Raw genomic sequence first — 13,786 nt, 5'->3', positions numbered from 1 at the left:
GCTTTGGCGCAGCTGTTCGAGCCAGTGCGCCAAAGCTGGCCAGCCGTGGGCTGGTGGGGGGTGTGCTGCCGACTGGGCGTCAATGGGACGCCTCATGGTGGTGTCAGCGCTGGCTGCGTACGGTCGCTCCCTTCAGCCGGATCAACAGGTGAACGGCTGCTGCGCTGCCTGCGCTGAGAGTCAGGGCTGTGCTGGTGGGCGAGATGCCCAGCACAGCCAGGACGGCGGCCGAGGTGATCACGATGATGATCACTACGCACTCCGGCCAGCTGATCCCGTTCCGGCGGCGGGGGCGGCCTCGCCTCGGCAGGGCGCGGCTGTTGATGATGTCCATTTGCACTCATCTCTGCTGTGAGCCACTCGGGAGGCCTCAAAGCAGTCCAACCGGGTTGCAGCCCAGCGAACTTGAGACCTTTGGAGCATCCTGGGCAACCACGCCGCGCACCGTAAAGCGAACAGGTGAGCGGTGTCTTAAGTTGTCCCATCTCCGTTGAGACATGGACCTGTTCTGATCAGCATCTTTTCGCAACAGGGCGCTGAAATCCGCAGGACGTGTCCCACAACGGTGAGCCGGCGGGCTCTTCCCCGGACGGGCAGGGCAGCGGAAGCTAACACGAGTGCGGGCACCGGCCGCCTTCCCGGATGGGTCGGAGCGCTCTCCACATCACAGCAGCGTCCAGCAAGAAGGGTGTAAGGCCATGGGAAGCCTGACCGAACTGGTCTCCAGCCGCTGGGTGCTCTGGATCGACGTGGAGGACTTCTCGGCCAGGGCGAGCATGGCGGCCAGGATGCGTATGCGGGAGCGCGTAACGGCGCTGCTGGAGTGGTGCTGGGACGAGCGGTACATGCAGCGGTGCCGCGACTGCAATGAGCCCGCCCCGTATTCGCCCCTAAACTCATGGAGTGCGTCGGGGACGTACCAGTGCTCTACCTGTGCCTGGTGGGAGGTCGCCAATGCGATCCTGGCCGACAGTGTTCCCTACGTGGTGCTGGTCGACTTGCCCGGAACCGGTCTTCTCACCGACTCCAACGGGAACTCCTCGAAGTCGGCCTATTTGATGACGACGTGTGGGGATGCAGTTGCGGCCGGCTGGCCCGCCTGGAACGGTCAGCACCGGCACTCCCCCGTCGTTTCCCGTGCGGCTGCGCTGCAACTGCAGGCTACGGAGTGGCTGACGGGTTGTGGACACTGGGGCTGCGGCTGTGCAGACGGTCCGCGGCTGACGGCGCCCCGGGCGAGCTGGGCACTGTCCGCTTGGGCCGCCGTCGCTTTGTGTGGCCGGACGTTCCTTCCGGCTGTCCGACGTGCGAGGTCCACGCAAACAGTGCAGGCGCTCACGGGGGCACCGGGCAGCCCGCTGCCGCACAGCGCCACCTGCAACGCCATGAACTGCGTCGCGCTGCGCGGCACGCCGCTGCTCGGGGACGTCCTGGGCCGGCCCGACGATGGCTCTCTCGGCGCGGCGGGCCGTCTATCGGCGGGCGCTGCCGTCAGCCGGTGGCCTGTCGCCATCGTGGGCATGGCCGCAGTCGGGCCTCTCGCCGGTGCCATAGCGGCCGTTCTCGCGCTCCTGCCACCTCACGTGAGCGCCCGCCACGGGAACAGGCCCGAGAGGGCCGCCGGCCAAGAGCCCGGCCGCATGCGTCCTGTCGGCGTGTGCACTTACGACAGCTCGCCTCGCCGTCCTCGCCTGCTGGGTGCTTTCCCGGCCCGGCCTTGGAGGCGGGACTGCTCGAGCTCTGCTCAGACCACGGCGTCCCCTGCCGTGACCACTCGGGAAAACAGGGGAAGTCGGCCTGTCCTTGTTGCAGCGAGGCAGGTCCTTGGGCGCGGTCGCCTTGAGTGGACCGCGCCACAAGCTTGCAGCCCGGCTAAAGGCGGACTGCGGCGTGCAACGGTCGCGCCGCACCTTCACATGCCGCAACCGGGCCCACTGGCGCTGTCCTGCTTTCGGTCGCCGCAGCGGATAAGTCGAGCGAGTAGGAGGCCGAGCCGACCGCCCGTGAACAGGCACGTCGGGAAGGGCTCTCCCCACCTGTGTGGGGGTGCGTCCTGCATCACGTCACCGTTCTCGCCCAAGCTGCCGCCCTCCCCACACGAGTGGGGTCTGCCCAGGGCAGCCGCTGTCACGCCGCGAGCAAGCTCGTTCTCCCCACGCATGGGGGTCCCTGAAGGGTCCGGCACTACCGTCAGGGTTGATGGCGCAGGGTCGCCATCAACCTCTCGCCGCTGAACGCAGCGGTGGTCTGGCGTGGGGGCCTGCCGGGAGGGGCGTGTGGGGGTCGTTTCGGTATGCGCAACTCATCCGGTGCGGTAGTGGCGCGGGCAATTGATGAGTGAGGGCGGGGTGCGGCCGCTGGTGGTCGGTGCCAGGTGCAGCGACCATGCTTTGCGGGTGGTGTCGGGTCAGGCAGCGGCGTCCGCGCATCCGCGGGATCGCGTCGAGCAGGGGCAGTAGCTGGGTGAGTGACCGGTCGCCCCCGTCACCAGCCGCGGCATGTTCGCCGACCGGGGCTACGACTTCGACAAGTACCGTCGGCTCCTGTGGAAGCGCGGCATCAAGCCGGTCATCGCCCGACGCCGAGTTCCGCACGGCCCCGGCCTGGGCTCGGTCCGCTGGGTAGTCGAGCGGACGAACGTGTGGATCCACAGCTTCCGACGGCTACGGATCCGCTGGGAGATCCGCGACGACATCCACGAGGCGTTCCTGAAGCTCACCTCCGGCGCGCACAAGCAAGCGGGCCGCTCGACCGATTCGACGAGGGAGGTTCAGTTCCCGATATTGCGCCTGCGCCAGCTCACCGACGGCCCATGCTTCGACCCCGCCGCCCCGCCCTAGCAACTGGCTGCATCTGCTCAGGCGGCTCTTGGGACGGTCCATTTCCAGCAGGGCGGTGACCAGCGGTTGAAGTGAGGGAGCGACGCGGCCGGTGCCGTCGTTGAGGAGTCGGCCGAGGGTGCAGCGTTCGCAAAGGCGTCCGCCGAGGAGCAATCCCTCGAAGCCGCAGCGGTCACAGAAGAAGTCGCGGACGATCCCCGCGCAGTCACGGCAGATCGGTGTGCCGCCGGTGTCTCGGCCGGGCAGCAGTCGGTCGGCTCGGCAGCCGGGGCAGAGGCCGCGGACGCGCATCGCGCGGTCGTAGCAGGCCCGGCAGATCGGACCGTCCGACCACTCGGCGGACTTCGAGGCTCGACGGCCGCAGCGTGCGCAGTCGCGGATCACCCACCGCTCGTACTCCTCCGGCGTCACCGCTCATCCCTCGGGCGTCAGCCGGACCCGTGTGGGCCGCCGGGCAGCGAGGTTGATCGGCGCTTCTTCGCCGGCCGCGCGGCGGGCCGGGAGGTTCTGGGCCGAGGTGGCGATCAGGTCGGTAGGCGTGCAGTCGAGGATGTCGCAAAGGGTGGCCAGCACCGGCAGGGACAGCCGTTCCGGGGTGCCGGAGACCAAGCGATGGACCTGGGAGGAGGACAGCGTGATGCCACGTTCGGTCAGGTGTGGCATGAGCTCGGCGACGGTGAACATACCTCGGGCAGCCATCAACTCGCGCAGGCGCCACCGATAGCTGATCTGGCGTGGCATCAGGAGGTCCTTCCCGGCCGAGGAGCGGCCTCGATGGTGGCGTCCAGGACCCGTCGCAGGGAGCGGGTGCGGAAGTCGGAGGAGACGCAGGTGTAGATCGCGGTGGTGGAGGCGTGCTCGTGGCCGACCTGCTGTTGGACGAACAGCGGGTCGTGGCCGTCCTCGATCAAATGGGTGATGTAGGACCTGCGCAGCGAGTGGAACTCCAGCGCGGGGTCCAGACCGAGGGCGTCCCGGTAGGCGGCAAAGCGGGAGTCCAGCCGCTGGAGCCCGAGTCGCGGGCCTCGCTCGGAGGGCCAGAGGGCCCGGCTGGTCGAATGCCGCATCCCGGGCCTGACCTCGCTGATCCATTCCTCGACGATGCCGGGTGTCCAGTGCCAGACGGTCAGCACGCTGCGACGCTTGGGCGGCGACCCCTTCTTGGCCTTGCCATAGCGGACCAGCACGGTGCCGTACTCTCCGAACTCCCGGCCCTCCGGATTGACGCCGAAGTCGGTGAGATCCAACATCCGGGTCTCATTGCGGCGCAGGCCGTAGGCGTATGCGACCTTGAACAAAGCGGCGTCCCGGAAGGCCGGTAACCAGCCCTTGCGGCCCTTGCCACGAACGCGCAGGACCTCCTCGTCAGCATGGTCGAAGAACGCTTCCAACTCGGGCCTGGTGAAAGCTCGGCGTTCTGGCTCGGCGTTCTGGCTCGCCCTCGGCCTCGTCGGCGTGCGTCGCGGCGTTCCAGTCGTAGACCACCTGGACGGGGTGAGTCCCGAAGTGCCGTAGGCACTCGTCGCCCCAGCCGTAGGCGGGGTTGGTCAGGAAGTCGCAGAACTGTCGTACCGACCCCTGGTAGTTGCGCAGTGTGGAGCGGACACAGCCGTGCACGGCCCGCAGGTCGGCCGACCATTCGTCGACGTGCTGTGGCGTCCACTGCCACTGCATGGCATCGGCATGCCGGGTGAAGGCCCGGACGGTGCGTTCCTGGTCATCGACGTATCCCGGCGAGAGATTCCGGGCGAGTTGCTGGTTGCGCCAGCCCTTGATCATCGCCTCGAAGACTTGCTCATCCGGCCGCAGCAGCGGCAGACCGTCTACCACGTGCAGTCGAGCAGACCCTGGAACGAGACCGTCCCCACCCATCCGCCATCACTCTCCGTCCATCGCATCTGACGCGAGAATTTCGCATCAGATGCGACCCGGGGGTGTCTTCGCAGTTCAATCGCCCGATGGAGTGAGACACACAGATACTCGCCGACGAGACCGTTACCGTACTTCTGAGGCCAAGACCCTGGTGAAGCCGCTTCCGTGCGGTCCTGAGCCTGCCTCCAGGACGAGTGTCTCCTATTCGCATCCAATGCAATTGGCGTCGGTTGGAACATCGGTACAGCGGTTGGCGCTGAGAACGATCATGGTCAGGGCGTGAGCGCCCTGGCCCGGTTCTCGACTCGCGGCGGGCCTGCGCTGGGCCTGGACTGCCGGGGGCGCCCTGGCCGCCGTCGATCAGATGCTCTGAAGGGGAATGCCTGCCTTCAGGCAAGGTCGTCGGTGTCACTTCTGAGTGAAAATCCACGCAACCCGGCGCTGCCCGCTCCAGTGATCGTTCTTGGGAGTGCCGGATTCACCCGATGAGGGAGTTGCGTTGTGCGGGACGGACTGGAGAAGTACGCCGTGGGCGTGAGGCTCGCTGACCGCCACGGAGCGGTGGAAGGGCGCCCTGGAGGGTTCGATCTCCTGGACATGCGCTGGGATCTACTGCCGGGAGTCTTCTCGCCCTTGCACACCGCTTCCACCGAGTTGTTTACCAGTTGGGTTCCGTACCCGGTGGGGGGTCGTTTTCTTGAGGTTGGCAGCGGTACCGGTGTGACCGCGGTGACCGCGGCGCTGCGTGGATGCGCACAGGTGACCGCGGTGGACATCACCGAGGCTGCCGTGCGCAATACCCGGATGAACGCCGCTCGGCATGGCGTCACGGAGCGGGTCCGCACCCTCCGCAGTGACCTCTTTGACGCTCTGGAGCCCGGCGATCGGTTCGACCTCATCTTCTGGAACTCCAATGTCGTGGAAGCTCCCGGCGATTTTGAGTGCACAAGCGAGATCGAGTTGGCGATCTTCGACAGCGGCTACGTCACTCACGAGCGGTTCCTGCGACAAGGCGTCGAACGGCTCGCGGACGGTGGCCGCCTTCTCCTCGGGTTCAACAGCCTGGGGAATCTCTATGCCCTCCACCGCATCGCCGAGGGCCTGGGCCTGCGCGTCCAGCCGTTGGTGAGCGCGAAGCGGCAGGCCGGCTCGTTCGAAGTGGAGTTCCAGCTCCTGGAACTGGCCCCACTGGCCCCTTGCGTAGACGCAAGCGGCATGACAGGGACTTCCCTGACGGCTGTACCGCGGGGTCAGATCTCCAGTGCCACGTTGTAGCGGCGCAGCCAGTCGTTCAGACCCAGGACGAGTTCGGCCCCCGGCCGGATGTCCTGGCTCGCGTCGGCCGCGGATACCTGGGCCACGACGGCCGCGTCCAGCAGGGGCTGCACCGGCGCATCACCGTCACGAAGAACTGCCCTCAGCCCGGCGCGCAGGGCTTGCGCGTAGTGGGGATCCTGCGTGCTGGGGTAGGGGCTCTTGGCCCGCTGAACGATGGCGGGGGGCAGTAGGTCGCGGGTGGCGGCGCGTAGGAGGGACTTCTCCCGGCCGTCGAAGGTCTTCATGGCCCAGGGGGTGTTGAAGACGTATTCGACCAGTCGGTGGTCGCAGAAGGGGACGCGGACCTCCAGGCCTGTCGCCATGCTGGCCCGGTCCTTGCGGTCCAGCAGGATCTGCACGAAGCGGGTCAGGTGGAGATAACTGATCTCCCGCATCCGGTGCTGCAGGCCCGTGTCGCCGGCCAGGTACGGGACTTCGGCCAGGGCATCGCGGTAGCGCCCGTCCGTGTAGCCGTCCAGGTCGAGTTTCATGCGCAGCCCTGGGTCCAGCAGGGCCTCGCGGGTGCTTGTGCTGCCGGAGAATCCGCCAGCGACGCCGGCAGCGATCCACGGGAAGGTGTCGGCATTCACGCTCTTGGGATCGTGGAACCAGCGGTAGCCACCGAAGACTTCGTCCGCGGACTCGCCTGAGAGCGCGACCGTGGAATGTTCGCGGACCGCTTTGAACAGCAGGTAGAGGGAGGTATCGCCGTCGCCGAACCGAGTGGGAAGGTCGTGGGCTGCCAGCACGGCCCCGCGGTGTCCGGGGTCGGTCAGGTCGGCCGTGTTCAAGATGATGTCGGTGTGGTCGGAGCGCACGTGCGCGGCCAGGGCATGGGCGTAGGGGGTGTCGGGGGTGGAGCGCAGGCCATCGGCGCTGAAGTTCTCGGCATGGCCGCTGAAGTCGACCGCAAAGGTGCGAACCGGTCCGCTGCTGCGCTGGGCGGCGAGGGCGGTGATGGCCGAGGAGTCCAGGCCGCCGGAGAGCAGGGAGCACAGCGGCACGTCCGAGATGAGCTGGCGGGCCACGATGTCTTCCAGGAGCTCGCGTACGCGGGCAACGGTGGTGTCGAGGTCGTCGGTGTGCTCGCGGGCCTCCAGGGCCCAGTAGCGCCTGACCGCCAGACCACTTCGGCTGACCCGTGCGGTGTGGCCGGGCCTCAGCTCGTACATGCCTTTGTAGATCGCGTGCCCGGGTGTCTTGGTGAACGCGATCAGTTCCGCCAGGCCCTCGGCGTCGACGCAGGCGCGCGCCGCGGGATGGGCCAGAATGGCCTTCGGCTCCGAGGCAAAGAGCACCCCGTCACGGGTCGGGTAGTAGTACAGGGGCTTAATGCCCATCCGGTCGCGCACCAGGAGGAGTTCCTGGTCACGGGGATCCCACAAGGCGAACGCGTACATGCCGTTGAGGCGGCCCGCGAACTCATCGCCCCACTGAAGATAGGCGTGGAGCACCACCTCGGTGTCACTGCTCGTGCGGAAGATGTGCCCCAGACCCTCCAGCTCGGCGCGCAGCTCTCGGTAGTTGTAGACCTCACCGCTGTAGGTGGTCACCAGGACCGTGCGGCCGTCTCGCTCGACGGTCATGGGCTGCGTACCGCCCGCGATGTCGATGACGGCCAGGCGGCGGTGGCCGAAGGCGGCGTGTCCGGCGAGCCACGACCCGGCCGCGTCGGGACCGCGACAGGCCATCGGCTCCGTCATTGCCTCAAGCGTCCTGGCCTCCAGGGAAAGGTCCCGGTCGTAGGAGATCCATCCGCTGATTCCGCACATGCCCGTGACTCCTGTGTGCCATTCCGCAGGGCCGGTCCGGACCCGGCGGCTGGCCAGCGACCCTGCCATCGCTGACCCGTCCGACGACCAGAGCACCACACGACCGCAGCCGGCAGAGGCAAAGCGCGGGCACACTCACCCTCCCGAGTACCTTCTCCGTTACCCCGAGCGTCGAATAATCGGTACAGCGGTTATCGATGAGAACGATCATGGTTCGGGCGGCACGAGTGTGCTGACCCGGTTCTCGTACTCGCGGCGGGCCTTGCGCTGGGCCGGGACCGCGGGGACGCCCTGGCCGGCGTCGAGCGGCTGGCAGCGGGCAAGGAGTTGGCGGTGGACCGCTGGCACAGCCGTGACGCGAAGGGTGTACCCCTGACCGCGCCGTACGGTCACCCCCTGGTCGAGCGCGGCGCGCTCGGCGGGCTCCAGGTCGGCCGCGCGGAGGAAGTCGGCGACCTTGCCCGGCATGTCGAGGGTGACCGGCAGCTCCGGGGCTGGGACGTCCTCTTCGATGGCGGTGTGGTCGGGCAGGAGGTCGGTGACGGCCGTGCGGATCGCGCCGCGGCTGACGCCGTGGTCGCGTGCGAGGGCGGCGATGGAGCGGCCTTCCAGGTACGCGGTGCGTACGGCGTCGGTCTTGTCTGCCGCCACGGCGGGGCGGCGTCCGCCTTTGCTGCCCTTGGCCTCGGCGGCGCGCAGTCCGTCGTAGGTCAGCTCGCGCTGGAGGTCGCGCTGGAGTTCGCCGGCGGCGGCGAGGGTCTGCACCATGAACTTCACGGTGGAGAGCAGCTCGCCGGTGCGCGGGCGGCGGGCGGTGAGGTCCATCGCGGAGAACGCGCCGTCGTGGATGCGCAGTGCCACCTGGTCACGGTGGAGGACGTCGAGCACGTCGAGGATGTGGCCGGTACCGCGGACGAGGCGGAACATCTCGGAGATGTGCACGGTGTCGCCCGGCCGCGCGTACGTGAGCAGTTCGCGGAACTTCGGGCGCTGGAGGGGGTGGAGGCGGCTGGAGGTGCCCGGGTCCTCCTCGAAGACGACCGGGTCCTCGATCCCGGCTTCGTCAAGGACGAGGTTCTGCCGGGCGGTGGACTGCTGGTCGGTCGAGACCCGCTTGTAGACCAGGTTCGCCACCGAGGGGCTCCTTCCGTACGGAGGATCGGACCCTATCTGTCATCAAACCCTGTCAGCAATCACCATCGGATCTGATTGGATTCGCGGCGCCGTGAGCCCCCGGATCGCAAGATAGCCGATCCCGCCGGACGCCTGATCTGGGCATCGGACGCACTGCCCGGGGCCGTGCACGATCTGACCGCGGCCCGGACCCAGGGCTTCGGCGTAGTCGCATGACGTCCGGTTCGTGATCATCCGAGGCCGAGGAGTGTGAGGGGGCAGCGAGGGTCGCGGGCGTTGCGGCGGAGGCCGGCTGGGATGTTCTTCACCCCTGCTGTGCGGAGGGCTCCGATGGCGAGGTTGCGCCAGGTGGCCATCGCTCGGGGCGCGTTGCCGGTCCGCAGCTGTGAGGCGTCCTCGGCGAAGGTGGTGTCGCGGACGTGGTGCAGGGTCTCGATCTTCCAGTGGTCGCGGACGAGTTCGGCGAGCTGGGCCGCGGTGGCCTGTTCGGCGGTCAGACTGGTGACGGCGTAGACCGTCTTGACGGTGGTCTTGCGGGTCTTGTGGTCGGTGCGCCGGCGCTTGATCTGGACGGCCTGGCGGGCTCCGGGGAAGAGGAGGCTGTTGACGGTGGCGGCCTTGATCCGGCGGATCTCCGAGCGGCCGTGGCCGGTGCCCCGGGTGCGGCCCTGAAGCGGGATGTCCTTCCAGGGAAGGGACTTGAGCTGCTTGCGCAGCTTCTTCTGGTTGCCCTTGACGATCACGATGTAGTGGGCGCCCCGGCCGAGGAGGTGGTCGGCGTGCTCGCGCCGGGTGTGCATCGCGTCGCTGGTGACCACGGCTGAAGCCAGGTCGGCGACGGTGTCCAGCAGCGGCTGGAAGCAGGTGATCTCGTTGGTCTTCTCGCCGACGTCCAGCTGGGCCAGGACCAGGCAGGTGGCGTGCTCCAGCGCGGCGAGCAGGTGGATCTTGCGGCCGTTCGCTCTGGCCGCGCCGCGCAGGCTCTTTCCGCCCACGGCGAGGCCGCGCAGCCCGGTCGCCTTCGGGCGGCTGTCGGCGAGCCAGCGTCCGACCGCCCGGTCCAGCGCGTCGCCGTCGATGCGGGCCAGCAGCCGTCGGACTGTCGTTTCCTCAGGCAGGAACCGCTTCGGGCACAGTGGATCTGGCCGTATGCCGAGGCGTTCCAGGACGGACGGCGGGGCATCTGCGATCCACTCACCGACCGCCAGCAGAGAGGTCGCTCCGGCCAGAACCGCGCACGCGGTCAGCGCGAGTACGACGACCAGTGCGTGCCGTACGCCGCGCGGATCTCGCGGGTCGGGCACTTGGGCCAGTCGCGCCAGCAGGTCCGGGATCTCCTCGGGTACGGCCTCGGGATGCTCGCGGAGTTGGTCAAAGGCAGGCGGGATCGGCGATGATGCGTCGGCAGGCACGGTCTTCCAGTCGGATCACGGGGCGTCGAGAACTCCATGATCTTGGAAGCCGTTCCTGTCGCATTCCCCGGATCCGCCGAGCCGACGGATCGTCACGAACCGGACGTCAAGTGACTACGCCGAAGCCCTGGGCCCGGACCCACGGCATTCCCGCCGCACTCGCCGCCGACGACATCAAGTGCTGGGCGGACAAGGCGTATCAGGGCGCAGGTCTTGCTGTCCGCGTCCCGTTCCACGGCAAGACTCTGTGCGGCTGGCAGCGGCGCCACAACCGCGATCACGCCAAGATCCGCAGCCTTGGCGAACGCGCCATGGCCACCCTCAAATCCTGGTGGCTCCTGCGGAAGCTCCGCTGCAGCACCACCCGGATCAATCAGTGCCGTCATCAGAGCCGTCGTCGCCCTCGAACTCGCCACCTGATCATGATGTAAATAGCTCACGGACTCGCGATCGCCGGGCCGGTGGTCACCGAGGTGCCGTCGTAGGGGATCTCGGCGGACAGTCGCCACGGCTTGCCCAACGGCTGGCCTGACACCTGAGCACCTTCGCAAGAAGTAGGGAAAGGTGTCCTCTGACAGGGGATCTTGACCGTTTGTCAGGTGAGTTTGACCGGTGCTCGGTTCCTGTCACCCGATCTCGGCCAGCGGCCAGCGCTCGGTGAGGGACGGTGGGATCAGTGGTTGCGGAATGGTTCCCAGGGGTCGGGTAGGGGAGCGCTGGGGTCCTCGCCTGCGGTGGACAGTCCGACGTAGGCGCGGAGGGCGGGGCAGGTGCCGGGGAGTCCGTACTGGGTGAACTGCTCGTGGAGGTCTGAGCCGAACGGCACGGGCTGGAAGTCCTCGGCGGTCAGCAGCTCGGCCAGGACCTTCAGCAGCTTTTGGCGTCCTGGGGAGAGCTCGGTGAACACCGTTGTGGTGTCCGTGGGTTCGAACAGGGCTTCCAGCAGGTTCTCGGCGCGGGCTGCCAACGGGCGGGGCACGACTCCGGTCTTCTCGAGATGGGGCAGGGCGCGGACGATTTCCAGGAGGACCCCGTCCGGGTCCTCGGTGGCGCCCATCAGGTGCAGCAGGCTTCGGACGGTGTAGCTGTGCAGGTCTCCTGCATGGTGGGCGGTGGCGGACTCGGGGGCCGGCCCGGCGCCGAAGGCCGCCAGCTCGGCGGCGATGCGCTCCGCCGGCGGCAGGCCGGGCGCGGCAGCCGGGTGCGCGACCAGCAAGCGGGTCAGGGCGGTGGCGGAGGCCCAGCGCGGCAAGGGGTGCTCGTGGTTGAGGTGGTGCCGGACCCGGCCGTCCGGGTCGTGGTCGGCGAGTAGTCCGACCGCGACGAGGACCGTGGCGATGCAGCCTGGGTCCCGCTCGCCGTCGAGGCAGGCCAGCAACGGGAGCAGGGTGGCGTCGGCCTCCTCGGGGAACCAGCCGAGGAGGTACGCGGTCTTGGTGCGGATCTCCGGGTCCCGGTCGCCGAGCAGTTCGAGCAGGACGGGAAGCTGGGCGCGGACCGCGTCGTAGGAGCGCAGTGCGCCCTCGCGGGCATCGACGGGGTGCCCGGCCGCACAGTACGCCCGTCCCTCGCGCAAGTTCTTCAGCCGCTCCTCGTCGGTCTCGGCGGCGATCTGCTCGTCGTACCAGCGCAGATTTTCTTCGGGGCTGATGGCTGCGGCGCGCCACGCGGCGGTGTCGATGCCGAGCGGGAGGCTGTACTCGTCGTGCCAATCAATGGCCAGACGGGTCAGCAGCAGCAGCGCGTCGGCCCGAGCGCCGGTCGGCCCTGCGACAGCGATTCGGGCGAGGAACGGCACGGCGTACGGAGAGGCCGAGTACCGGGTGCCCTGGTGGAAGATATTGCTGAACAGGCTGCGGAAGGCGTTCTCCCGGGCCTCCTGGTCCGGCCCGCACACCGTCCGGAGCTGGCCGGGCACGTCCTCGGCGCTGCCGTAGGCGTGCCCTAGGGCTGCCCAGTCGATGTCGTCCAGCCCTGCCAAGAGATCGTCGGATCGTTTCATGATCCGTATGCTCGCAGGGACCGCTGACACCGATCCCGCAGACGAGCAGTCTCCTTGAGCCCAGCGGAGCCGAACCAGGCGCATCGTCACGGTCCGTGCTCCCGAGCAGGCTACGCCGGAGGTACGTGGGCGGGAGGCCAAGTGCTTTCCTCAGCCAGGCGGTAGCCGAGCAGCGCGAGGCCGGCGGCCGCGGCGCGCTACCCCTCCTCCCCCACCCCGCCAGCACCCGCCCCCGCCCCCGCACCCGCCCCGCACCGCCGTCACCGTCATCGGACACCAACCGCACCAGCCTCAACACCACACTCCCAACCCCTCCCACCCGGTGGCCCCTCCCCCTGGATACCTGCCACCCCTCACGAATCCCGACCACACCCGCCCCAAACCCACCCACCGAGCGAACCCCACAACCCCAGCTCACACCCCCCGCACACCCCACCAGCCCACTGAGCGAACCCAACACCCTTCAGGTACAGCGGATCCCGAACCGAAGACCCGCGCGTCATCGCCTTGGCAATGTGGTCGGGACCATCCCCGCGGGCGCGGGAAGCAATGCAGCTTGCCCCATGGATAGGTGGTGCCCTGGGGACCATCCCCGCGGGTGCAGGGAGCAAGGAGCAGGTAGCAGGTAGCAGGTAGCAGGTAGCAGGTAGCAGGTAGCAGGTAGCAGCAAGGATTCGAACCTCGATCTCCGGATCCGTAGGGACCATCCCGGCAGGTGTGGGACGAGATAGCAGAGCTCGATGCGGCACAATCCGCGTGGACACCGGCCGTCGAGCCGGACGGCGAGGTCCGCGACGGCGCCTGGGTCGCCGAACTCGACGCCGGCAGCGACTGTCTGAAGGGCTGGCCCAAGGGGATGCGGCTGATCGTCCGCAAGGAACGCCCCCACCCCGGCGCCCAGTTGCGCTTCACCGACGCCGACGGGCTGCGTTTGACCTGCTTCGCCACCAACACCACCGGTCAGAAGATCGCCCAGCTGGAGCTGCGGCACCGCCAGCGGGCCCGCGCCGAGGACCGCATCCGCGCCGCCCGCTCAACCGGCCTGCGCAACCTGCCCCTGTACGACAGCGCGCAGAATCAGATCTGGTTGGAGATCGTCCAGATCGCCCTGGACCTGCTGGCCTGGATGCCGATGCTCGCCCTGACCGGCACGGCCCGGCTTTGGGAGCCCCACCGCCTGCGACTCCGCTTGCTCTCCGCCGCCGCCCAGCTCGTCACCACAGCCCGCCGCCGACACCTCAGGTTCGCCCGCCACTGGCCCTGGACCGATGTGATCACGGAGGCGATCCAGCGACTCGCAACCCTTCCGGACCCGGGCTGACAAGCACGTTCCCATCCCTACGAGTAGCACCGCCCCACCGGAGCCGTGGAACCCGGCGCCCACCCGACGCGACAGTCGGACCGCCGTCACACCCGAAACACACCGCCGAACACAGA

8 protein-coding genes and 5 pseudogenes are annotated in these 13,786 nt (G+C 68.5%); 5 read left to right on the top strand and 8 right to left on the bottom strand.

Features of this window, described 5'->3' with window-relative positions:
• Positions 1-103: 103 nt before the first annotated feature.
• Complete coding sequence (locus G9272_RS43220; protein WP_171401642.1) at positions 104-334, bottom strand: hypothetical protein; 231 nt, start codon at positions 332-334, stop codon at positions 104-106.
• Positions 335-2,467: 2,133 nt separating this feature from the next.
• Here G9272_RS43220 and G9272_RS45710 point away from each other — a divergent pair.
• Positions 2,468-2,717, top strand: a pseudogene (locus tag G9272_RS45710) (transposase); the annotation flags it as partial.
• A gap of 537 nt (positions 2,718-3,254) precedes the next feature.
• On the opposite strand, the gene G9272_RS43210 reads toward G9272_RS45710, so the two are convergent.
• From G9272_RS43210 to G9272_RS45700, 3 genes are read right to left on the bottom strand one after another with little or no spacing between them, the layout of a single operon-like run.
• Entirely contained in the window at positions 3,255-3,581 is a 327-nt protein-coding gene (locus G9272_RS43210; protein ID WP_119582293.1) for a helix-turn-helix domain-containing protein, read from the bottom strand.
• Positions 3,581-4,231, bottom strand: a complete 651-nt coding sequence (locus G9272_RS45705) for a tyrosine-type recombinase/integrase (RefSeq protein WP_253268120.1) — start codon at positions 4,229-4,231, stop codon at positions 3,581-3,583. Before G9272_RS45705 ends, G9272_RS43210 begins: the two co-directional genes overlap by 1 nt.
• Positions 4,206-4,670, bottom strand: a complete 465-nt coding sequence (locus G9272_RS45700; protein ID WP_253268119.1) for a hypothetical protein — start codon at positions 4,668-4,670, stop codon at positions 4,206-4,208. The genes G9272_RS45705 and G9272_RS45700 overlap by 26 nt, the downstream gene beginning before the upstream one ends.
• A gap of 543 nt (positions 4,671-5,213) precedes the next feature.
• Here G9272_RS45700 and G9272_RS43200 point away from each other — a divergent pair.
• The gene (locus tag G9272_RS43200; protein WP_253268118.1) at positions 5,214-5,987 is read left to right on the top strand and encodes a methyltransferase; all 774 of its coding nucleotides are present in this window, start codon (positions 5,214-5,216) and stop codon (positions 5,985-5,987) included.
• Here G9272_RS43200 and asnB read toward each other — a convergent pair.
• Entirely contained in the window at positions 5,963-7,801 is a 1,839-nt protein-coding gene (gene asnB, locus G9272_RS43195) for an asparagine synthase (glutamine-hydrolyzing) (protein WP_171401640.1), read from the bottom strand. The genes G9272_RS43200 and asnB overlap by 25 nt on opposite strands.
• Before the next feature lie 207 nt (positions 7,802-8,008).
• The gene (locus G9272_RS43190; protein WP_171401639.1) at positions 8,009-8,935 is read right to left on the bottom strand and encodes a recombinase family protein; all 927 of its coding nucleotides are present in this window, start codon (positions 8,933-8,935) and stop codon (positions 8,009-8,011) included.
• A gap of 111 nt (positions 8,936-9,046) precedes the next feature.
• On the opposite strand from G9272_RS43190, the pseudogene G9272_RS43185 reads away from it, so the two are divergent.
• Positions 9,047-9,133 (top strand): annotated as a pseudogene (locus G9272_RS43185) (IS5/IS1182 family transposase); the annotation flags it as partial.
• A 191-nt stretch (positions 9,134-9,324) separates the two neighbouring features.
• Here G9272_RS43185 and G9272_RS43180 read toward each other — a convergent pair.
• Positions 9,325-10,239: pseudogene (locus G9272_RS43180) on the bottom strand (ISAs1 family transposase); the annotation flags it as partial.
• Positions 10,240-10,478: 239 nt separating this feature from the next.
• On the opposite strand from G9272_RS43180, the pseudogene G9272_RS43175 reads away from it, so the two are divergent.
• Positions 10,479-10,767 (top strand): annotated as a pseudogene (locus G9272_RS43175) (transposase family protein); the annotation flags it as partial.
• 253 nt (positions 10,768-11,020) lie between these two features.
• On the opposite strand, the gene G9272_RS43170 reads toward G9272_RS43175, so the two are convergent.
• Complete coding sequence (locus G9272_RS43170) at positions 11,021-12,349, bottom strand: hypothetical protein (protein ID WP_171401637.1); 1,329 nt, start codon at positions 12,347-12,349, stop codon at positions 11,021-11,023.
• A gap of 736 nt (positions 12,350-13,085) precedes the next feature.
• On the opposite strand from G9272_RS43170, the pseudogene G9272_RS43165 reads away from it, so the two are divergent.
• Positions 13,086-13,670: pseudogene (locus tag G9272_RS43165) on the top strand (transposase); the annotation flags it as partial.
• Positions 13,671-13,786: the final 116 nt, after the last annotated feature.

It is taken from the genome of Streptomyces asoensis (assembly GCF_013085465.1).
In the GTDB taxonomy this organism is placed as follows: Bacteria; Actinomycetota; Actinomycetes; order Streptomycetales; family Streptomycetaceae; genus Streptomyces; species Streptomyces cacaoi_A.
This window is presented reverse-complemented; position numbering and strand designations above follow the sequence as displayed.